Source organism: Alteromonas sp. KUL150 (assembly GCF_009811475.1).
In the GTDB taxonomy this organism is placed as follows: domain Bacteria; phylum Pseudomonadota; class Gammaproteobacteria; order Enterobacterales; family Alteromonadaceae; genus Alteromonas; species Alteromonas gracilis.
In genome coordinates, this window is record NZ_BLIJ01000033.1 from 92,934 (window position 1) to 115,153 (window position 22,220).

The following is a 22,220-nucleotide window of genomic DNA, read 5'->3' on the forward strand; positions in this document are numbered from 1 at the left end:
CATATTGGCTACATAATGGTATCAAGGTTGCCCAGCGTAGGCTAATCGTATCGCGTAGTACATTATTTAGTTTGCTTATTCATTAGTGCAAACGTTTACCTAAGCATGTAATTTTTTAATGAAATCGTTCCAAATAAGTGGTTTAGATAAGTAATAACCTTGTGCCCAGTCACAGCCGCTTTGTTTTAAATATTCAAGTTGCTCTTGAGTTTCAACACCCTCGGCAATAACACGCAGGCCATATAATTTGGCTAAATTTTGAATCACCATAACCATTTTTTTTCTGGCTTCTCTTTCAGAAAATAAATCGTTCACAAAGGAACGGTCTATTTTTAAGCAGTCTGCAGGGTAATTTATAAGCTGGCTAAATGCGGTATAGCCCGTGCCAAAATCATCTAAGGCTAATGACACGCCCAGCGCTTCTAACGCTTCCAAAGTTGCCATACATGTCGTATCACCGGCGACAAAAGCAGTTTCTGTCACTTCAAGTTCTATATATTCAGGCGACACTTTATAGGTTTCTAGTAACGCTTTTACTTGAGCGGGGAAGAGTTCATTGTGTAACTCTACGCCAGAAATATTTATGCAGATTTTTCCTTCAAAGCCATATTTTGACTGCAGGTTAACCAGTGCCTTCAACGCATTATTGATAACCCAAAGGTCGATATCTTTTATCAGCCCGGTGGCTTCTGCGACGGGAATGAAACGATCAGGACCTATTTCCTTTAGGTCCGGCGAGTGACACCGAAGTAAAGCTTCAACAGCAACTATGGTGCTATCTCCACAGTCAAATATCGGCATATATACCAAAGAAAAGTGCTCTTCACTTAATGCGAGCTTAAGGCCTTTTTCTATTTGTTGACGCTCTTTAAGGCTGTCTGCAATATCTTGCGTAAAAAACCTAAAGCAGTTTTTACCACTGCGTTTTGCGTTATACATTGCTGCATCTGCGTGGTTTATCAACTCTGAAGGTTCAGTTGCATCATCTGGATATACTGCGATACCTATGCTTGCATAGGTCATATGCTTAATACCGTCGACTTCAAAGCCGCCGTTGAATACGTCTAAAACGCGTGAAGCGACTGTTGCGGCATTTAATGGCTCTTTAATATTCGGTAGCAATACAACAAACTCATCCCCGGCAAGTCTGGCTAAACTCTCGGTGCTATTTTTAAATAACTGATCCGTTGGACGAATAGCTTCCCAAAGCCGTTCGCTGAATTTGAGCAACAAACGATCTCCTGCTTCATGCCCATACTGGTCGTTCACTTGTTTAAAGTTATCTAGGTCAATATAGAGCAAACCGATACGCTGATTGTCTTTTTCCGCTCTGCTTAACATTCGATTTAGGTTTGTTTTAAAGCTCCATCGATTTGGTAGGCCTGTCAACGTGTCATAATAAGCCATCTGACGAATATCATCGTCGTGAAGCTGCATGATGGTTTCATATGAGCGTTCTTCAGATCGCAATGCGGCAAGACATATAGCATTAAGTGCTAGTGTGGTAAGTAAGAAGCGGAGAGACTCAACAAGGGTGTAGCTAGTCATTAAAATAGCTGACAAGGGGGTAAATAACAGCAAAGTACTGGTCACACTGAAAATGCTGAATACTGCTACCGCGGGCCAAAAGCGATTGATGAAAAGGTTAATTGCGGCAATGGGATATATCCACAGCATTCCCGTGTTGTCTTTACCGCCTGTGATAAGGAGGCTTATTGTTAAGACAAACAAAATTGCGCTTAAGATGATAGCGGCTCGCTCTACATTATTAGAGCGCTTCAATACATACAGGTTTATTAAACCAACGACTGCGTTTATAAGCAGTACGCTGCCTAGAAATATTGTCCCATCGTACAAACTGTAGCTACCCAACGCACACAGGAAAATAACGCCAATAATGGTAAGTACGTAGCATAACGTGTGGCGCCTGCTTCTGCGGACTGCAATCATTTCTTGCTGACCAGCAGTTGTTTGGCGAGGCTGATTGGTTGCTGTCAAAGTGTTTCCTGTTTCCGCAATAAGAAAAAGCTAAAATGAGTGTTGTGTTAACTAAGATTCTGAACAACTCTTTTAAAACCAATGATATTCTTAAACGTTCTATCGCTCATACTAGCTAGCGATTGTAGTAATATTCATCTTCAAAAATAATTTGAAACTGATTCATGAAATAGAGGGCTTATCATTGAAAAAGCCAATCTATACCATACGCACAACTTTACCAATATCTACTTAATCTTTGAGGAGTAAGTTGTGACGAACCCTATTATAGAAGATCTGAAAAAACGTTATACGGTCAAAAAGTATAATGTAAATAAACGCATAGCCGCTGATGACCTTGCCACGATCCTTGAAGCATTGAGGTTATCAGCCTCTTCTATCAATTCGCAACCTTGGAAATTTGTGGTTGTAGAAAGCGACGAAGCCAAACAGCGTTTGCATGATAGCTTTGCCAACAAGCACCAGTTTAACCAGCATCATGCCAAAGAAGCGTCGCATACAATCCTGTTTGCTTACGATCCGACGTTCACTAAAGAAAAGTTTGTTAAGCGTGTTGATGCAGAGGTTGCATCGGGACATCTCCCTGAAGACATGCGGGAAAACTTTATGGGTGCCTATGCATTTGCCGAGGCCAATACCGACCAAAGTGGGAATAACGCATCATGGACGAAGGCTCAGGTGTATTTAGCATTAGGAAATGTTTTGCATACGTTGGCCCGCATGGGGATTGCATCAACGCCGATGGAGGGCGTAGACTCTGATATGTTGAGTGAATTGTTCGCTGATGAGCTAGACGGTCATATTTGTGAGGTGGCGCTAGCTATGGGGTATGCTGATACAGAGCAAGACTGGAACCACGGTTTGCCTAAAGCACGTTTACCGAAAGAAGATGTTATTACTGTCGTATAGGTGTACCTATACTTTTAAAGCGCAAAATAAGTTATTTCTGAGCTGGAAAAACTTCAAAAAGGGCCCTTTCTCTGGGCTCTTTTTTATTGACGATTGAATTACGCTATTTCACCCCCATTTTGACTATCAGATCGAAACCGTACTCTTACACTAAAAGAATTACTAGATTACTCGTGCACGCTGTCTTTAAACGCTTTTACCCCGCTTCATTTGCGCCTTTTCTTGTGGCGTGGGTATTGTCGTATCTGGTTGTCAGTACAGGCTTTCAGACACTTGATGTTGCGAGAAATGCTGAAGTTACGTCTCAGTCACCATTTGCCAAGTTTGTTCACAGTACGCAAAGCTATTCCCTTCGATTTAGTTCCTCTAAACTGTCGGATGGCAAAGGCGACAAGCATGATGATGTAGACACTTTCGGGTTAATACCATCATCATCTGCCCCCGTTTTTAACGATCTTTTATCTGCCAATGCCTCATCGGCACTTCTTTTTACTCACACTAAAAAATGGGTTAGACCAAGCCCACGCAGTCCGCCTTCGGCCCTGAGTTAATGCTTATTTGCGCCAGCACGCGAGCAAATTTGTTTTGTTCCCCGTAGTGGCGTCTTAAAAAACGTAATTATTCAGGATTTTAAAATGGCACGATTTTCATTTCGTGGCTTTGTGTATGTGCTTATCGTTGTGCTCGGTTTACTGAGCGCTGCGCCCAACATATTGCCACAATCAGTTAAACAGCAATTACCTACGTGGTACACCACTTCCACACTATCTTTAGGCTTAGACTTGCAAGGCGGTTCGCACCTGCTCTTAGCCGCCGATACCAACGCCTTAATTGAAAAGCAACTCAACAGTTTTTCGAGTGATTTATTTAGTGAGTTGCGAAGTCAAGATATACGCTATACCAAAGCCTCTCATTCACTTACCCCTAGAACGGGAAGTGACAGTAGTTCGGGTAGTATTGTTTTTACTTTGCGTAATTCAGATGATGCAAGAAACGTAAAAAACACAGCATTTCAAGTTTCCGCGCAACCAAACGGCTCAAGCGCACTTGATGTTACGATAAAGCAAAGCACTGTTACTCTTACGCTTAACGAGCTATATACCGAACAATTGGTTAAAGACACGTTAAGCCGAAGTGTTGAAGTAGTTCGTAAGCGTTTGAATGAAACGGGGCTTACCGAACCTAGCGTTACTTTACAGGGTAAAGACGCGGTTTTAGTGCAGATGCCGGGTATGTCTGACCCAACCCAGGTTAAAAAACTGCTGGGCACTACTGCACAAATGACCTTTCATTGGGCCGCGAACAGCCAGTCTGAGCAGGTAATGAATAAGCAAGATGCGGCGGGTAATACCTATCGTTTAGAGCAAAAAGTAGCGCTAGAAGGTGAACACATTACCGATGCGGCAGGTGTGTTAAGCACCGAAACCGGTCAGCCAGTAGTGACCTTTCGTTTAGACAGCGCGGGCGCAAAGCAATTTGCCGCTATGACGCGCGACAACATTGGTCGCGTACTTGCTATCGTACTTGACGACAAAGTGGTGACAGCCCCCGTCATTAATAGCGTAATCCCTGGTGGTCGCGGTGAAATAACCGGTAATTTTACGTTGCCTGAAGCGGGCAATACGGCATTAATGCTTCGCACCGGCGCGCTACCCGTTCCACTTACCATTATAGAAGAACGGACGGTTGGACCTGATTTAGGCAGCGATGCAATCCAAACCGGAGTAGAAAGCGGTGTGGCAGGTGCGTTACTGGTATTGGCATTTATGGTGGCGATTTACGGCAGGTGGGGCGCTATCGCAAGTTTTGCTTTGTGTATCAATATGGCGCTAGTGTTTGGCGCACTAACTCTGTTTGGCGCAACATTGACGTTACCAGGCATCGCAGGTTTGATCCTAACCATGGGCATGGCGGTGGACGCGAACATTTTGATCAATGAGCGTATTCGTGAGGAGAGTAAAAAAGGCCGTCCGGCAGCCAGTGCAATAGAAGTGGGGTTCGATAAAGCCTTTGCGACTATTGTGGATTCAAACTTCACTACGTTAATAGCGGTAAGCTTGTTGTTTATGTTTGGTAGTGGCCCTATCAAAGGGTTTGCAATTACTATTGCCCTTGGTCTTGTCTCTTCGGTGTTTACTGCGGTTGCCTTAACTAAAATGCTGATGCTAAGAGTGGTTAAGTCGAAGCAAAGGAATACGCAAGATCGCGCGCAGCAGCGCGTTCCTTTGCGCTTTTCATCACCGCTTTTGCGGTTAAGCGATAAGCTTAGCGGTATTAATTTTCTGGCAAAGCGTAAAATTGCACTCGCTGTTTCGGTCGTGCTAACAGTGCTTTCAATCGGCTTGTTTGCTAAGCCTGGCTTACATTATGGCGTCGACTTTACCGGTGGCACCATGATTGAGTTGACCGCACCAACCCTTACTACCGATGAGCTAAGGAATGTGATTGAAAGCAATGGCTTTGATCAAATAGCAATTCAAGAATATGGCAGTGAACATCACTATTTATTGCGAGCACCTGTTCTAGATAGCAGTGGCGAGCTTGAAAATAGCAACGCAAAGCAGACTGACGCACTAAAGCGTGCGATTTCGCAAGCCGACAGTGAGGTAAGTTTTGATAAAATTGATATGGTTGGACCCAAGGTCAGCGGAGGCTTTGCCGAGCTATCCATTCTAGCATTGCTTATCGCAGGTGGCGGCATGTTGGTGTATCTGTGGGCACGCTTTGAAGCGCATTTTGCGAGCGCAGCGCTGCTAACCGTGATACTCGATTTAACCAAAACCATAGGCTTTTTCGCGCTTACGGGTATCGAATTTAACTTAACGGCTGTTGCAGCACTGTTGGCGCTCATTGGTTACTCTATAAACGATAAGGTGGTGGTGCTTGATCGCATCCGTGAGTTATTGCGTTTAGACCCAAACAAGCCATTGGCAGATACCATTAATGATGCTGTGAACAGCACGTTAAGCCGCACGGTATTCACTTCCGTTACCACGCTGTTGGCATTGTTACCGATGGCTATTTTTGGTGGTGATGCAGTAGAAAGTTTTGCAGTCCCTATGGTTTTTGCTGTGGTGATTGGCACGTCATCGACCTTGTTTATCACCTCTACGCTGTTGTATTTGTTGGGCAGCAGAAGAGAGAAACAAGGTAAAGCGCAGTTAAAGCCTACTGCAGAAGAGATTAAGGCGTCGCTGTCACACATCCCTTAGGCGGCACAAGTTCCTTAACCCCAATACCTCAGCGGGCTTTTGTACCTCAATACATTGGTGCAAAAACGCGGTAAGGTAGCAGTATTAACAGGAACCTTTGATTCTCTCACGCATACCCGAATAATTTGCGTGAGAGCATCAAGGGCAATAAGGAACGTATAATGTTTGCAGTTGATCACATTATTTTACTCAGTGCAGTGCTTGCCATTTTGGGCGTACTGGCCAGTAAGTTGTCTCCGCGCTTTGGCGTACCTGTTTTGGTGCTATTCCTCGGTGTGGGTATGTTGGCTGGAGAAGATGGTATTGGCCGAATACTCTTCGACAATGCCGATGCCGCACATGCTATAGGCACATTTGCGCTTATATTGATTTTGTTTGATGGTGGCCTGCAAACGTCAAAGAAGTCTATCATTCAGGCATGGAAGCCAGCGGCTTTGCTCGCCACCTTTGGCGTAGTGGGTACAGCTGTGCTTACCGGCGTGGCGGCAATGATTATCCTCGATTTACCGCTTTATAAAGGCTTGTTGCTTGGCGCTATCGTGGGGTCAACCGATGCTGCTGCGGTGTTTTCCGTTTTGCGCAATGCCGGCATCCGCATTCCCGCTAAAATAAAATCGACACTAGAGCTGGAAAGTGCGTCGAACGATCCCATGGCCATATTTCTTACCATCGGTCTTATCACACTCATTCAAGACAGCACCACTAAGCCGCTAGATTTACTTTCGCTCTTTGCCAGTCAAATGGGCGTAGGTGCTGCTGTAGGAATTGTCATCGGTGGAATTGCGGTTTGGCTATTTAGGCGAGTTTCCTTAATGGCGATTGGTCTTTACCCCGTATTTGTGATGTTATTTGGCGTGTTGTCTTTTGGTTTGGCTGCAAATTTAAACGGCAGCGGCTTTCTCGCTACCTTTATTACGGGCGTGATTGTGGGTAATAGCCGCTTTGCTTATCAGCGTAATACTTTCGTGTTTCTGGATGGGCTGGCTTGGCTAGGTCAAATCGCCATGTTCGTTATCCTCGGCTTGCTAGTTACCCCCACCGAGCTCTTTGTAAACTGGAAGGAAGGTTTACTCATTGCGTTTGTGCTTATTTTTATTGCACGCCCGCTGGTGGTAATGCCTATTTTGTTGCTTTCGAAGTTCTCGTTCAAAGCATCGCTTCTCATATCATGGGTGGGTTTGCGAGGCTCTGTACCGATTATTTTAGCCATCTTTCCGCTGATATTCGGTATGCCTTACGCAGAGCTAATTTTCAATGTGGTGTTCTTCATTGTGCTGATCTCAGCCCTGTTACAGGGCTCAACTTTGCCCTACGCGGCGCGCAAGTTAGGCTTAGTATTAGAAGACCAAGTAAAGGAATCGAGCACGCTGGAAATTGTCAAAGTTGCCAAAAGTAAGCGAGAACTTATAGAAATAGAAGTTTCTAAATTATCACCGGCACTAAACAAAACTATCAGTGAATTGTCTCTTCCAGAGAATACAGTAGTGGCAATGATTGCCCGTGGAGAAGAAACCCTTATACCTAAAGGAAGCACTAAAATAGAAAGGGGCGATCAGATTTTTATCATTACGAAACTGCTAGATAAAAATTCAGTAGAGCGATGTTTTTATGGTGAGTAGGAATAGGGTGCTATTGTAAGGCACTTCATGTAGAATGCGCCGCGGAGTTGGCCAGGCAATCGCCGCTTTCGTAAGAAAGGGGAGGAAAGTCCGGGCTCCAAAGGGCAGGGTGCCAGATAACGTCTGGGCGGCGCGAGCCGACGACAAGTGCAGCAGAGAGAAGACCGCCTAAGCATGTTTACATGCCGGTAAGGGTGAAAGGGTGCGGTAAGAGCGCACCGCACCTCTGGTAACAGAGTGTGGCAAGGTAAACTCCACCCGGAGCAAGACCAAATAGGATCCCTCAACGTGTGGCCCGCATGGGGATCGGGTAGGTTGCTTGAATCAGTGAGCGATTGCTGATCTAGAGGAATGGTTGCCCACGACAGAACCCGGCTTACGGCCAACTCCACTCTTTTCTAAACAAGCCTTATGACGCGCTTTTTTGACGTTTAGGTGAAGCCTCTACCTGAAGGCACACTCCTTCAAGCAAAGATACATTATCCTTCGTTACTGAAAAAATATCGGAAGACCTGATGTGAAAATACCCGCGCCTGCAGTTTTGTCACTAGGCTGGGTAATACGGTTGCACACACAGCTTTGGAAATACGTACTGTTTGACGAGAATAAAGGCTCTGCTAAATCGTGGGTAAATACGATAGGAAAAACTTCAGTATAATCCTGTTAAGATGGGTTGTGTCTTCTAAGGGCGATGTACCTTTCGAAAAAGGCTAATGACGGATATCCTTAAAAACCAAGGTCGTATATCAAGGTTGGAAAAAGGTAAGGAAGGTAAAGTGGAAAAAACGGCGAGCATAAGCCATGCATTGAAAGGTAGTTTTGCGATTGTGATGGCAAGTTTCTTGTGGGGAACTACTGGTACCGCCGCTCAGTTTGCACCTGAAATCAGCCCCCTGGCTATTGGCGCATTTGCGATGGGTATCGGCGGTGTTCTGCTGTGCGTGAGTGCTCGTAAATCCTTGTTTAAGGATATGCGCATTCTATTTTTAAAACCCCTTACTTTTTTGTTTGGAAGTGCTTGTGTTGCCATCTATCCGCTCGTCTTCTACAGTTCAATGCGCCTGTCTGGCGTAGCCATAGGTACCGTAGTATCTATTGCTAGCGCGCCTCTTTTCGCTGCCCTATTGGAATATGTTCTAAGTAAAAAGCCCGTGCCTTTAAAGTGGTTTATTAGTTTTGTATTTGGTGCGATGGGCATTGGGCTGTTAGCAATGGGTAAGTCACAAAGTATGCTGACGTTAGCAGCATCGCAGCATGACCAAGTGTTAGGCGTTATATTAGGTTTAACTGCAGGTTTAACCTACGCAGGGTATTCATGGGCTGCGAAACAACACATCGACGCGGGTGCAAACTCCCAATCAGCGATGGCAGGTCTCTTTGGTTGTGCAGCACTTGTTCTGCTGCCTTCCCTTTGGTTTACCGGTCAAAATTTGTTTGCAAACACTGTTCACACTAGTGTTTCACTGTATATGGCAGTGGTACCTATGTTTCTTGGTTATTTACTATTTGGCTACGGCCTTCGTACTACCGAAGCCAGTAAAGCCACGCTTATCACGCTGATTGAGCCATTAGTTGCTGCACTTTTTGCAATCTTCTTAATTGGTGAAGTGTTCAAGCCGGTGGGATGGGTAGGAATGACGCTCGTGTGTTTCTGTCTTCTCATTCAATCGATAAAGCTTCCCTCTGTCTTCGAAGGGACTCGTCACAAGGCAACCACATAGTCTCGTTGATGCTACTTTAAAAAGCTATCAGGCGAGAAACAGTAAATGCTAGAGCGCGCCGCAGCATACGCCCTATTAAAACTCGAAGAAAATAGCGCCATTTACAATGAAAAGTCAGAGTACATGGTTAGCGATTTTTCAGTACTTGCCCAGTATTCAACTTTTTCAATGAGATCTTCGGCGTCAAAAGGTTTACTTAAGTAGTCATCCATTCCAGCGCTAACACAGCGTTCTTTGTCGCCTTTCATCGCATTGGCGGTTAAGGCGATAATAGGGATATCTACGTATCTCGCGCCCGCCTCGCCACTTCGAATACGCTTGGTTGCCTCAAAACCGTCCATTTCAGGCATTTGACAGTCCATTAAAATAACATCAAACGTCACCTTCATTTTAGAAAGTGCTTCCAGCGCTTCAAGCCCTGATTTGGCACTTAAGGTAGTATGACCGGTCAGATGCTGCTTAACGATAACTTGGTTTATGTCATTGTCCTCAACAATAAGTACTTTATGTTTCTTACCTTTTGTTCGTTTCGCTGTTGATGGGGGATAAGATGGCTTAAGTAGGTCTTCGTCAGCTTTTTCTAGTTTTACTGTAAATGAAAAGGTGCTGCCATGCCCCTTAACGCTATCGAGCTTTATTTCACCGCCCATGAGCTCACAAAGCTGTTTGCTGATAGAGAGGCCAAGACCGGTTCCGCCGAATTTTCTGGTTGTAGTTAAGTCTTCTTGCGTAAAAACATCAAAGATTGTGCTTTGTTTATCTTGAGCAATACCGATGCCAGTGTCTTTTACACTGCACAAGAGACTAAGTGTGTCATCAGCATTTTGCGTAATACTTGTCGTCACCTCAATGTGGCCTTCATCGGTAAATTTCACCGCATTGCCAAGTAAGTTGGACAGGATTTGTCGAAAGCGAACATCATCGCCTTGAACTACATGAAACCCTTGAAGATCGAAGTGGAAATGCAGCGCTAACCCTTTTTCCTGACACAGAATAGCGTATTGGCTTTGCAAGTTTTCAAGTGACTCGAGTATGTCAAAGGGGCTGCTTTCTATTTGCAATTGGCCAGCTTCAATTTTAGAGAAATCCAAAATATCGTTTACGATATGAAGCAAACCTTGAATGCTAAATTTGGCAAGGGACAAGTAGTGCTTTTGCTCTTCACTTAACTCTGAACCTGCTAGCAATTGAAGAACACCGGAAATGCCGTGTATAGGGGTTCTAATTTCATGGCTCATACTCGCTAGGAAGCTAGATTTAAGGCGAGCAGACTCTTCCGCTTTTTCCCGTGCTTCTTCAAGATATTTTTCGGTTTGTCGCTGCTGTGTTACGTCTTGCTGGAAACCAATATAGTGAGTCACTTCCCCGTTTATTTTAACGGGGGTAAGGTTTAAGAGGTTGTAGAAGCGCGAACCGTCCTTTTTGGAGTTAAGGACGGTAGTTTCAATAGGCTCACGAGTGGCAATGGCATTTCTAATGTCATTGATGGCTTCTGAATTAGACTCATTGCTTTGTAAAACTCGACAATTTTTTCCTATGATTTCATCGCGAGTAAACCCTGTTAAGGCTTCAAAGGCATTATTGACATAAATAACAGGCTGTCCGACTCGTTTTATGTCGGAAATAATAATAGAAACGGTAGCTTCATCCATGGCGTGAGTGAGCACTTTGACGTGACTTTCAAGGGAGCGTTGTTCTGTCTCATCACTGCCAACAAAGATATCACCCCGGATGTTGCCGTTAGCATCCCAAAGTGACGTTTTGGTCCATTGGATATAAAGCTCTTTTCCTTCCTTAACCGAAAAGTGTCTAAGCTCTTTATTTTGAACGGAGGCGAGTTTGTGAGTAATCGATTTCAGAATACTTTTTTTATCGCCATATTGACTATCGCAAAAATCGTCAAATCGTTTATTAGAAAGTAATACGTCATTATTTTGATCGACAACAACAAGCATGTCGCCCATTGATTCTAAAACGTTAGAAAACTGCTCGTTAGATAACGATACTTCGGTTAAGTCCCAGATAAGCTTATCAAAAGCATCGCGAATATCGGCGAGCTCTTTGGCCTCAACTTGTTTTTCTTCTACACGAGGTTTCTTATCTTCGCTATTGAGCGTGCTTTTAATTCCTTGGTAGAGTTGAGAAAGTGTCCTTTCCGCTAGTGCTCCTGTCATAGATACCATGTGCAGAATGATGAATACAAAGCCGACAATCATGGTAACTAAGACAATACCTGTCCAAGCGAGCTCTCTGTAAGCCGTAATCGTGGGTTTTACACTGTAAAGGTTGAGGTTTGCCCAACTCGCTTGTTTTATTGCATAACCTTTGGCGTCGAAGTCAGAAAAATTTGTTCCAGGCGCAATTAACGTGGGTTCGCTGCTGAACAAGACTTTACCTTCTTTATCGGTAACAAGCTGATTGGTTAGGCGCGGGTAGGGAGTCAAGAGAGACTGTAAACTATCTACGTACATTACCAGCGCGCCTTCAGCTACTCCTTGCAGTAAAACAGGTACACTGATTAACACGCCGTACTTCGATACTGAGGAAAAGGTGTTTGACGAGCCTAATGTTTGCTGTCGCCAGGCGTTGCTTAAAGACTCTGGCAGTGTCGCATTCCAGTTTTTGTCGATAATTCTTTTTCCGGTAAAATCAAAAAGTGCAAACTCCACGCTCTCAGCCTGGGTTAAATTTAAAGAGCGAAAGAACATGGGTAGATAGTTATCTCGCTGCTCGAAGTCTACCAGAGCATTAATGATAATATCATTCGCTGCTAAGTCGGCGAGTTGTCGAGTCGTGTCATTAACGATGTAGTTAATGTCTTGCTCAAGGCCATCTACCGAATGCTGTTGAAGTTTATCGGTTTGTTTAACGATAAAGTGAAAAGAGAGTCCAAATAAGGCAACCGACAGCACTGTTATCAACAATGCCAGTCGTGGGATCATGCTTGAAATAAGAAGCGAGCGTAACCTCGTAGGCTCATTCAGCATTATTTTTGGCCTACCGTTACCAATTGACCTTTCTCGTTATATTTAGTCATAAAATAATCCTTTGACCATAGCGCATCATGCCTGTTTGCAGTAAAAGGAACATCATAGTTCTTTACTGCGCCCTCGATATTTTCCAGTGACTCGAGAGCATGTCGCAATTTATCAGTTTCTATACTATCAGCTTTATCGGCAGCCGCGGCAATTAAATGAATTAAATCATAGGTATGAGCCAATCCGGTAACGCCATCAATAGCGTAAATGTCGACAAGGCCGTATTTATCGTAGTAAGCATCTAAAAGCTTTTTGGCTTTGCTATTTCTCTGATGACTAAAATGGAACGTTTGGAGCACCGAAATATCGTAATCGCCCATTGGGTTCGCCAAAGCCGAAAAAAACTGCCCTGATGCTATGCCCCAATGTGATATTACAGGTAGAGAAGCTACATTTTGCTTTGCCATTTCATCAACTACAACAGCCCCTTCGGGCACATTGGTAACTAAAATAATGCCCTCGGCATCACTCGCCTTTATGGCTGCAATGCCTTCTGAAAAGTCTTTTTGTTGCCAGTTTATCCAATGGACAGAGGTAATTGTGACCCCGTTTTCACTTGCTGCCTGATTGAGTGATTTGAGATTAGAGCGGCCCCATCCAGTGCGCTCTAGGACGAGTGCTACCTTCGATAGCCCTTTCTGCTTTGCGTGATCAATGAGCACGATGGCAGCTTCGGCGTCCCGAACGGAAACGCGAAAAACATTATTGGGTTCATACCCATTATCTACAATGGGAGTTCCGGCTGCCCAAGGTACTAACATCAATAGGTTTTCGCTGTGTAAAATATCTATTTCAGCAAGCACAACCGGCGTGTGAACCCCGCTGATAACGGCAAGTAGGTTAGGCATCTCAGCAAATTGTTGAATGTTGAATACGCCACGAGACGGATTTCCACGGTGGTCTTTGGCTACTATTTTTATTTTGCGACCGAGAATGCCGCCCGCAGCATTTATTTCATCAACAGCGAGTTCGACGCCTCGCGTGATAGCTAATCCTCCTTCCACAGCAACTGCAGATAAGTCAGCATCAATACCAATCACTAAAGGCTCTGCTGACCCGAAAGCGCGACATGAAATTAACAGAGATGAAACGCAAAAGAATGCCGAAATAAGAAGTTTTGAACGCATAAAAATAATACTCAAATCATTACCTCAAAAGTGTATAGCAATGCGCTCTTACTTTTTTCGGAATCGTATTATTCTTTAGTATAAATTTAGTGTGGCGGATAAACCGATAAAACAGCACCAACTCTGTATTGAAACGTTAAGAGGGTAAATGTGGCATGATTCTACTATTAATGCTTATTAGTATTATGTTATCTCTTTGTTAACAATGCAGGTGCGTAAAGAAGTTGAGTGGTAATAATACGCCCAGTGTATTTTTTGCCAACATAATTAATAGTGTTTGACAGTGTTGCAAGCAGTGATAAACGGTAGTTTGGAGTTCGTGTGCGAAAAATAACCCTGCCAACAATAATCGATATTGAAGCAAGCGGTTTTGGTGCAGCAAGTTATCCCATTGAAATTGGTATAGTGCGCTATGATGGTGCAAAGTGGTGCAAATTACTCAGACCTTTCGCCTCTTGGGTACATTGGGACAAAGAGGCTGAATCGCTGCATGGTATATCACAGCAGATGCTGCAAGCGAGGGGGGAAGAGCCGTTAACCGTTTGTATGGAATTAAACAATTTCTTAGGGAATACGGTTGTTTATAGCGATGGCTGGGTAGTAGACAACCCGTGGCTTATCAAATTGTTCGCTGCTGCTCAGGTGGAGATGTCTTTCACATGTCGGGCGCTTGACTATATTTTGAGCGAGGCGCAAATGGAGAAGTGGCACGAAGTGAAAAATAATTTAAATGCTGAGTTTGATGTTAAGCGACATAGAGCGAGCTCAGATGCAATGATAATTCAACAAACCTATGCAAAAACCCTAGAACTTACTAGAACATAATCCGTGGTTTAAAAGAGATAATTGACACCAAGTGATAGCGCCATATTTTCCTCTTCACCCACCTGCCGGTGTTCGATTTCAACAGCCATGTTTAAACCATCTCCACCGCCAAGAAGCCAGCCCAAACGAGTAAACGTACCCTCGTCATGAGGCAGATAAAGCCACTCTGCATAATGTTGGAAAGCCGTATTGTTAGTTTTATAGGTAGCATAAAGTTTTTGTGGAACCCAAGTATCGAAGCGTCGACTGGCGCTAATCATTCCCTGCGAACCGGCAGGGTAGGTAAAACTGCTGTCATAATAATGCGTTTCAGTAATCGATTGAACGCGATACATACTGTTGAGCTGCCATCGTGCAAGTTTTTTACTTTTAAATTGAATGGGATTGAAGTGGGCGTCAGATGTTTGTGCTGATACCGGCATTGTTATCAATGCTAATGCAATGCATAAAACGGAAGAAATACCGGTAACGACATTCATAGAAGAACCTAAGTGTAAATTGTCACCGCATGCGTAGAACGTTATCGACAAGCGGTGGTATCAATAAACAAACGAACATTTTTTAATCATAGGCTAAATGCTGGGGCTTGAAAACAGAAAGCGTGATTTTTTATTCTGCACCTTCGATAAGGCTACTTATATAAAAACGCCGCCGATTGAAAGTATCATTCGGCGGCGCTTGAACAGAGCTGTAGGCCCTTTATTTTTAAACAGAGGCTTTAAGTGCTTCCGCTTTATCTGTTGCTTCCCATGGGAATTCATCACGACCGAAGTGACCGTATGCTGCGGTTGGGCGGTAAATAGGGCGCTCAAGGTCAAGCATTTGAATAAGACCATACGGGCGTAAATCAAAGTGTTCACGCACTAATGCAACGAGTGTTTTCTCATCAACCACACCTGTACCGAAAGTATCGATGCTGATAGACGTTGGCTCTGCAACACCAATGGCGTAAGACACTTGAATTTCACAGCGCTTGGCAAGACCAGCTGCAACAATGTTCTTAGCAACGTAACGACCCGCGTAGGCTGCACTGCGGTCTACTTTTGACGGATCTTTACCAGAGAAAGCGCCGCCGCCGTGACGGGCCATACCGCCGTAAGTATCTACGATGATTTTACGACCTGTTAAGCCGCAGTCGCCCATTGGACCACCGATTACGAATCGTCCCGTTGGGTTGATGTGAAAGCGTGTATTTGTGTCAATCCACTCGCTTGGAAGCACAGGCTTGATGATTTCTTCCATTACCGCTTCACGTACTGTTTCAGTGCTTACTGAATCACAGTGCTGAGTTGACAGTACAACGGCATCAATGCCAACCGGCTTATTGTTTTCATACTTGAAAGTAATCTGGCTTTTCGCGTCTGGGCGAAGCCAGTCAAGCTTGCCAGACTTGCGTACTTCAGCTTGTTTTTGAACAAGGCGGTGAGAGTAAGTAATTGGCGCTGGCATTAATACGTCAGTTTCATCGCTTGCATAGCCAAACATTAGGCCTTGGTCACCTGCACCTTGCTCTTCTAAGCTTTCGCGGTCAACGCCTTGGTTGATGTCAGGAGACTGTTTACCAATAGCATTTAATACAGCACATGAATCGGCGTCAAAACCCATATCAGAATGCGTATAGCCAATTTCTTTTACTGTTTTTCGGGTAAGTTCTTCAATATCTACCCAAGCTGAAGTAGTGACTTCACCACCTACTAAAACCATACCGGTTTTTACATACGTTTCGCAGGCCACCCGAGCGCGAGGATCTTGCTCTAAAATTGCGTCAAGAACCGCATCTGAGATCTGATCAGCAATTTTGTCCGGATGTCCTTCAGACACTGACTCGGATGTGAATAAATGCGTGGCCATAAATGCTCCGTAAGCGTTAAATTATCAAAATAGTCGTATATTGTACTAAAACAAGTTATAAATACCAGTCTTTACTTCTAGACGTCTAAAAGTCTCTTTGTTACGAAATGTTGACAAAACCCGATCAGTATCAGGGTTATTTCTATAGAATAAAGAGACTTAGGCAAAGATAAGAGGGTTTTCATTACCGTGCTAATACGCATCGGTGAGCGTATAGACCATTTTTTACTATTACTTTCGCTATTAGCAATGAAAACTCATTGAACTGTTAGGTGGCATAGGTAAGAATAACGCCACATTCAATCGTATAAAGAAGTAGAGCAAACGCCTTATCTCTACGCTCGTCTAGCTCTGCTAGCCCGCTAAGATACGAAACAAAAGATACAAAATAAACCAGGAGACAACATGCCCTCTCGTCGTGAACTCGCCAACGCAATCCGTGCATTAAGTATGGACGCCGTTCAACAAGCTAAATCTGGTCACCCAGGTGCCCCCATGGGGATGGCTGATATCGCACAGGTACTATGGGGTGATTTCTTATCTCACAATCCTGCTAACCCGTCTTGGGCTAACCGCGATCGCTTTGTACTTTCAAATGGTCACGGCTCGATGCTGTTGTATTCTCTACTTCATCTTTCAGGCTATGAACTGCCAATTGAAGAACTAAAGAACTTCCGCCAGCTACACTCTAAAACACCAGGACACCCAGAATATGGCTATGCACCAGGTGTTGAAACCACCACAGGTCCACTTGGCCAAGGTATTAGTAATGCTGTAGGTATGGCGCTTGCTGAAAAAGTACTAGCTGCACAATTTAACCGTGACGGCCACAACATTGTTGACCATCACACCTACGCATTCCTAGGCGATGGCTGCTTGATGGAAGGTATCTCACACGAGACGTGTTCACTAGCCGGTACACTTGGCCTTGGTAAGCTTATCGCATTTTGGGATGACAACGGCATTTCAATTGACGGTGAAGTAGAAGGCTGGTTCACCGACGACACACCAGCGCGCTTTAAGAGCTACGGCTGGGAAGTGATCGATGGTGTTGACGGTCACGATGCTGAGCAAGTAAAAGCTGCCATTGAGAAGGCACAAGCGAATACGGCGCAGCCTACGCTTATTTGTTGTAAAACCACCATTGGTTTCGGTTCGCCTAATAAAGAAGGTACCGAGTCTTGTCACGGTGCACCACTAGGTGAGGACGAAATTGTTGCTACTCGCGAGAAGCTTGGCTGGAGCCATGGCGCTTTCGAAATTCCAGACGATATTTATGCGGGCTGGGATGGCAAAGAGAAAGGCTCAAAAGCGGAAAGTGCCTGGAATGACGCTTTCGCAGCATACGAAGCCGCCTACCCAGAGCTTGCAGAAGAATTCAAACGCCGTGTAAATGGCGAACTGCCAGCAGATTTCAGCGACAAAGCAGACGCTATCATCGCTGAACTTCAAGCTAACCCACAAAACATTGCTTCACGTAAAGCGTCGCAAAATGCATTAAACGCGTTTGGTCCGTTACTTCCTGAGCTATTAGGCGGCTCTGCCGACCTAGCAGGTTCTAACCTTACCATTTGGGAAGGTAGCAAAGGCGTTGAAGCAAACGATGCATCAGGTAACTACATTTATTATGGTGTACGTGAGTTTGGTATGTCTGCCATGATGAATGGTATTGCCCTTCACGGTGGCTTCAAGGCATACGGTGCAACCTTCCTAATGTTTATGGAATATGCACGTAATGCGGTACGCATGGCGGCACTAATGAAGCAGCCTGCAATTTTCGTTTACACCCACGATTCAATCGGTCTAGGTGAAGACGGTCCAACGCACCAGCCGGTAGAGCAGGTGGTTGCGCTACGTGCAACGCCTAACCTTGATAACTGGCGTCCTTGTGATCAGGTTGAGTCTGCTGTTTCGTGGAAGTCTGCTATTGAGCGCACTGACGGCCCAACAACGCTAATCTTCACGCGTCAAGGCTTAGCGCAGCAAGAAAGAACGGCCCAACAAGTTGCAGATATCGCTAAAGGCGGTTACGTACTTAAAGATTGCGAGGGTACACCAGAGCTTATTCTTATTGGTACCGGTTCTGAAGTTCAGCTAGCCGTAGAAGCAGCAGAGAAACTTACCGAGCAAGGTAAGGCCGTTCGCGTAGTATCTATGCCATCTACTGACGTATTCGACCGTCAGTCTGCTGACTACCGTGAAAGCGTATTGCCTTCTAGCGTTGTTAAACGCGTAGCTGTAGAAGCGCTGTCTAAAGACAGCTGGTACAAGTACGTTGGCTTTAATGGCGCTATCGTGGGCATGGATACCTTTGGTGAGTCTGCACCTGCTGGCGACCTGTTTAAGCACTTCAACATTACCACTGACGCTGTAGTAGAGGCTGCACTGTCTCTGTAAGAGGTAATAGATAAGCCTATGGTAAATATTGCCATAAATGGGTTTGGTCGTATTGGTCGCAACGTGTTGCGCGCGCTGTATGAAAGTGGGCGCAACAACGAGTTTAACGTGGTGGCCATTAACGACATTGCAAAACCTGAAGGCATTGCACATCTACTTAAATACGATACCGCCCACGGGCGGTTCCGTTTTGATGTGGCCTTAGAAAACAACACGCTGAATGTCGCAGGCGACGATATTACACTGCTCGCGATAAGCGATATTAAAGACCTACCCTGGAAAGACTTGGGCGTTGATATTGTGCTTGAGTGTACAGGCAAGTTTGATGACAGAGCGTCGGGGCAAGCACATTTAGATGCAGGCGCTGGCAAAGTGCTTTTCTCGTCACCCGGTTCACCAGATTTAGACAATACGGTCATTTTTGGTACTAACGAAGACACGTTGACCAGTGAACAAAAATTAGTCTCTAACGGCTCTTGTACCACAAATTGCATTGTTCCTGTCATCCAAGCATTAGACGCTGCGTTTGGTGTTGAAAGTGGTACGATCACAACCATTCATGCCTCTATGCATGACCAACAGGTTATCGACGCCTATCACGAAGATTTGCGCAGAACCCGTGCTGCAAGTCAGTCGATTATCCCCGTTGATACACGCCTTGCTGCTGGTATAGAGCGCATTCTGCCTAAGTTTGCGGGTAAGTTCGAAGCCATTGCGGTTCGGGTGCCTACTATCAATGTCACTGCGATGGATTTAAGCGTAACGCTTCAGTCTAAGGTAACCATTGAACAAGTGAACCAAGCCCTTCGCAATGCAAAAGCGGGGCGTTTGCAGGGCATTTTGGATTACACCGAAGAACCATTGGTGTCGGTAGATTTCAATCACGACCCACACTCGTGTATTGTAGATGGCACACAAACAAGAGTCAGTCACAAACAACTGGTTAAAACACTGGTGTGGTGTGACAACGAATGGGGTTTTGCAAACCGTATGCTCGACACAGCAAAAGTGATGTTCGACGCAAAATAACGCATTGATGCTGCCAGGGCTGGTGGCACCAGCTCGCGCAGCTTTCACAGTTAATTTGAGTGTATTTTATCTTTAAGACACGCTCTACTGAATTAAAATTAACATAGGAAAGACGATGGCAATTCCAAGCATGAGCGATATGGCTTTAAAAGGTCAGCGCGTATTAATTAGACAAGATTTAAACGTGCCGGTGAAAGACGGCAAAGTAACCTCAGATGCCCGTATCAAAGCATCAATTCCTACTATTAAAGCAGCCCTAGACGCTGGTGCGGCAGTGATGGTGATGTCTCACCTTGGCCGTCCTACTGAAGGCGAGGCTGCAGACGAGTTCTCACTTCAACCTGTTGTTGATTATCTTAATGACGCCCTAGACGTACCGGTTAAGCTTGTAAAAGATTACCTTGACGGTGTTGAGCTTAGCGAAGGCGAACTGGTTATCCTTGAAAACGTACGTTTTAATAACGGCGAAAAGAAAGACGACGAAACGTTAGCAAAACAGTACGCAGCACTTTGCGATATCTTTGTTATGGATGCGTTCGGTACTGCTCACCGCGCACAAGCGTCTACTCATGGCGTTGCTAAATTTGCACCAAAAGCCTGTGCTGGCCCATTACTTGCTGCAGAATTAGACGCACTTGGCAAAGCGCTAGACAACCCTAAGCGTCCAATGGTTGCTATTGTGGGTGGCTCTAAAGTATCTACCAAGTTGACCGTGTTAAAAACATTGGCTGAAAAAGTAGACCAGCTGATTGTTGGCGGTGGTATCGCCAATACCTTTATCGCGGCACAGGGCCATAATGTCGGTAAGTCTCTGGTAGAAATGGATTTAACTGAGCAAGCTACGCAGCTGATGAATGAAGCGCAGGCGAATGGCGGCAATATTCCAGTGCCAACAGATGTTGTAGTGGGTAAAGCGTTTGATGAGAATACTGAAGCTACGTTAAAAGTAGTGAGTGACGTTGCTGACGACGATATGATTTTTGATATCGGCCCAGACTCATCTAAGGCGTTAGAAGACATTATTAAAAACGCAGGAACTATCGTATGGAATGGTCCTGTAGGCGTATTTGAATTTGAGCAGTTCAGTGCCGGTACGAAAGCGCTGTCCGAAGCTATTGCGGCAAGCGACGCATTCTCAATCGCAGGTGGTGGTGATACACTAGCAGCAGTTGATAAATACGGAATTGCCGATAAGGTTTCTTATATTTCAACAGGTGGTGGCGCGTTCCTAGAATTCTTGGAAGGTAAAACACTACCAGCGGTAGCAGTACTAGAAGAAAAAAATAAATAAGCCTAAGCGCTGCGTAGAAACGCAGTGCGTACAAGCTCTCGATAGCTAAGGCCTAGTGCAAATGTTGCCCCATTATGTGTCACGCTCAGTAACAGCATTTTTGAGCGTGACCCTATAATCGGAAACGATTACCCCAGCGAAACAGTGACGTCCGCTGGCATAAATACCAATTTTATTACAGATGTGTTTATTAAAGGTGCAGGCATGCCGCGTCTGAGACAAACAGATCTTTAATAGAATTGGTATAACAATAAACCCTACACCTGTCTATCAAGGCAGTAATATACAAAAGGAGTGTTGCAATGGCATCACAAGCTCAGCAGGCAATGCTGGATAAACTGAAAACACAAACCGGTTTTATTGCAGCGTTAGATCAAAGCGGCGGTAGTACCCCGAAAGCGTTACGCTTATACGGCATCGAAGAATCTGAATATAGCTCAGATGAAGAGATGTTCAACCTTGTTCATGAAATGCGTACGCGCATTATCACCAGCACCCCTTTTAGCGGCGAGCGCGTTCTTGGCGCAATCTTATTTGAAAACACCCTTGATAGAGAAATTGAAGGCATGCCTACTGCTCACTTTTTATGGCAGGAAAAGCGTGTTATTCCTTTCTTAAAGGTTGATAAAGGGTTGGCAGAAGAAAGTAACGGCGTGCAGGTAATGAAGCCCATGCCTGGTCTTGATGCATTACTCGCTAAAGCAGTAGCGCAAGACGTGTTTGGCACTAAGATGCGCAGTGTTGTTAAGCTTGCCAATCACCAAGGTATTAAAGACGTAGTCGCTCAGCAATTTGAAGTGGGTAAGCAAATTTTAGCAGCGGGCCTTGTTCCAATCATTGAGCCAGAAGTGGATATTCACAGCCCGCAGAAAGCCGAAGCCGAAGCGCTACTTAAGTTAGAGATTTTAACTCAGCTTAACCTTCTTAGCGAAGGTCAGGAAGTCATGCTTAAGCTAACGCTGCCAACAGAAGCTAATTTCTACAAAGAGCTTGTTGACCATCCTCGCGTACTTAAAGTGGTAGCGCTATCTGGTGGCTATAGCCGCGAAGAAGCAAACGCGAAACTGGCAGAAAACCAAGGCATGATTGCGAGTTTCTCTCGCGCATTAACTGAAGGCGTATCTGCTCAGCAGTCTCAAGAAGAGTTTGAAGCAACGCTAGATACTGCAATTGAAGGTATCTACCAAGCGTCTAAAGTTTAAT

15 protein-coding genes and 1 other RNA gene are annotated in these 22,220 nt (G+C 44.8%); 11 read left to right on the forward strand and 5 right to left on the reverse strand.

From position 1 onward, the window contains the following. Positions 1-99 precede the first annotated feature (99 nt). Positions 100-1,998, reverse strand: coding sequence for a putative bifunctional diguanylate cyclase/phosphodiesterase (locus GVO62_RS07590; protein WP_236547096.1), 1,899 nt, complete (start codon positions 1,996-1,998; stop codon positions 100-102). Positions 1,999-2,250: 252 nt separating this feature from the next. On the opposite strand from GVO62_RS07590, the gene GVO62_RS07595 reads away from it, so the two are divergent. The 6 genes from GVO62_RS07595 (at position 2,251) to GVO62_RS07620 (ending at position 9,459) form a co-directional block, all read left to right on the forward strand. Further along, positions 2,251-2,907 (forward strand): nitroreductase family protein, encoded by a 657-nt coding sequence (locus GVO62_RS07595; protein ID WP_159118438.1) that lies wholly within the window; start codon positions 2,251-2,253, stop codon positions 2,905-2,907. Positions 2,908-3,143: 236 nt separating this feature from the next. Next, positions 3,144-3,458, forward strand: coding sequence for a hypothetical protein (locus tag GVO62_RS07600; protein WP_236547097.1), 315 nt, complete (start codon positions 3,144-3,146; stop codon positions 3,456-3,458). A gap of 84 nt (positions 3,459-3,542) precedes the next feature. Continuing rightward, positions 3,543-6,119, forward strand: a complete 2,577-nt coding sequence (gene secD / locus GVO62_RS07605) for a protein translocase subunit SecD (protein WP_159118440.1) — start codon at positions 3,543-3,545, stop codon at positions 6,117-6,119. A gap of 161 nt (positions 6,120-6,280) precedes the next feature. Then, positions 6,281-7,738 (forward strand): potassium/proton antiporter, encoded by a 1,458-nt coding sequence (locus GVO62_RS07610; RefSeq protein ID WP_159118441.1) that lies wholly within the window; start codon positions 6,281-6,283, stop codon positions 7,736-7,738. A 43-nt stretch (positions 7,739-7,781) separates the two neighbouring features. Then, an RNA gene (gene rnpB / locus GVO62_RS07615) (RNase P RNA component class A) lies at positions 7,782-8,132 on the forward strand. A gap of 436 nt (positions 8,133-8,568) precedes the next feature. After that, positions 8,569-9,459, forward strand: a complete 891-nt coding sequence (locus GVO62_RS07620) for a DMT family transporter (RefSeq protein WP_373996010.1) — start codon at positions 8,569-8,571, stop codon at positions 9,457-9,459. 101 nt (positions 9,460-9,560) lie between these two features. On the opposite strand, the gene GVO62_RS07625 is transcribed toward GVO62_RS07620, so the two are convergent. Both GVO62_RS07625 and GVO62_RS07630 read right to left on the reverse strand, forming a co-directional pair. Beyond that, complete coding sequence (locus GVO62_RS07625) at positions 9,561-12,446, reverse strand: ATP-binding protein (protein WP_173359620.1); 2,886 nt, start codon at positions 12,444-12,446, stop codon at positions 9,561-9,563. Continuing rightward, a complete protein-coding gene (locus tag GVO62_RS07630; protein WP_159118476.1) occupies positions 12,446-13,624 on the reverse strand; it encodes an ABC transporter substrate-binding protein in 1,179 nt (392 codons plus the stop codon). The genes GVO62_RS07625 and GVO62_RS07630 overlap by 1 nt, the downstream gene beginning before the upstream one ends. Positions 13,625-13,945: 321 nt before the next feature. On the opposite strand from GVO62_RS07630, the gene GVO62_RS07635 reads away from it, so the two are divergent. After that, positions 13,946-14,449 (forward strand): 3'-5' exonuclease, encoded by a 504-nt coding sequence (locus tag GVO62_RS07635; RefSeq protein ID WP_120960736.1) that lies wholly within the window; start codon positions 13,946-13,948, stop codon positions 14,447-14,449. An 8-nt stretch (positions 14,450-14,457) separates the two neighbouring features. On the opposite strand, the gene GVO62_RS07640 is transcribed toward GVO62_RS07635, so the two are convergent. Then, complete coding sequence (locus tag GVO62_RS07640; RefSeq protein WP_120960734.1) at positions 14,458-14,928, reverse strand: hypothetical protein; 471 nt, start codon at positions 14,926-14,928, stop codon at positions 14,458-14,460. Between the two features lie 226 nt (positions 14,929-15,154). Beyond that, complete coding sequence (gene metK, locus GVO62_RS07645; protein WP_105930646.1) at positions 15,155-16,300, reverse strand: methionine adenosyltransferase; 1,146 nt, start codon at positions 16,298-16,300, stop codon at positions 15,155-15,157. A gap of 405 nt (positions 16,301-16,705) precedes the next feature. Here metK and tkt point away from each other — a divergent pair, with 405 nt between their 5' ends. The 4 genes from tkt to GVO62_RS07665 all read left to right on the forward strand — a co-directional run bounded on the left by tkt (position 16,706) and on the right by GVO62_RS07665 (position 22,219). Continuing rightward, entirely contained in the window at positions 16,706-18,697 is a 1,992-nt protein-coding gene (gene tkt / locus GVO62_RS07650) for a transketolase (RefSeq protein ID WP_159118442.1), read from the forward strand. Positions 18,698-18,715: 18 nt separating this feature from the next. Then, the gene (gene epd, locus GVO62_RS07655; RefSeq protein WP_014948384.1) at positions 18,716-19,726 is read left to right on the forward strand and encodes an erythrose-4-phosphate dehydrogenase; all 1,011 of its coding nucleotides are present in this window, start codon (positions 18,716-18,718) and stop codon (positions 19,724-19,726) included. Positions 19,727-19,841: 115 nt separating this feature from the next. Continuing rightward, positions 19,842-21,017, forward strand: coding sequence for a phosphoglycerate kinase (locus GVO62_RS07660; RefSeq protein ID WP_159118443.1), 1,176 nt, complete (start codon positions 19,842-19,844; stop codon positions 21,015-21,017). A gap of 302 nt (positions 21,018-21,319) precedes the next feature. Further along, positions 21,320-22,219 carry a fructose bisphosphate aldolase gene (locus GVO62_RS07665; protein WP_159118444.1) on the forward strand — a complete coding sequence of 300 codons (900 nt, stop codon included), beginning with the start codon at positions 21,320-21,322 and terminating at the stop codon, positions 22,217-22,219. Position 22,220: the final 1 nt, after the last annotated feature.

Coding starts and splice junctions, on each gene's coding strand:
- epd (WP_014948384.1), top strand. CDS start 18,716: ATGGTAAATATTGCCATAAATGGGTTTGGTCGTATTGGTCGCAACGTG.
- GVO62_RS07665 (WP_159118444.1), top strand. CDS start 21,320: ATGGCATCACAAGCTCAGCAGGCAATGCTGGATAAACTGAAAACACAA.
- GVO62_RS07620 (WP_373996010.1), top strand. CDS start 8,569: ATGGCAAGTTTCTTGTGGGGAACTACTGGTACCGCCGCTCAGTTTGCA.
- secD (WP_159118440.1), top strand. CDS start 3,543: ATGGCACGATTTTCATTTCGTGGCTTTGTGTATGTGCTTATCGTTGTG.
- metK (WP_105930646.1), bottom strand. CDS start 16,300: ATGGCCACGCATTTATTCACATCCGAGTCAGTGTCTGAAGGACATCCG.
- GVO62_RS07660 (WP_159118443.1), top strand. CDS start 19,842: ATGGCAATTCCAAGCATGAGCGATATGGCTTTAAAAGGTCAGCGCGTA.
- GVO62_RS07610 (WP_159118441.1), top strand. CDS start 6,281: ATGTTTGCAGTTGATCACATTATTTTACTCAGTGCAGTGCTTGCCATT.
- GVO62_RS07625 (WP_173359620.1), bottom strand. CDS start 12,446: ATGCTGAATGAGCCTACGAGGTTACGCTCGCTTCTTATTTCAAGCATG.
- GVO62_RS07630 (WP_159118476.1), bottom strand. CDS start 13,624: ATGCGTTCAAAACTTCTTATTTCGGCATTCTTTTGCGTTTCATCTCTG.
- tkt (WP_159118442.1), top strand. CDS start 16,706: ATGCCCTCTCGTCGTGAACTCGCCAACGCAATCCGTGCATTAAGTATG.
- GVO62_RS07640 (WP_120960734.1), bottom strand. CDS start 14,928: ATGAATGTCGTTACCGGTATTTCTTCCGTTTTATGCATTGCATTAGCA.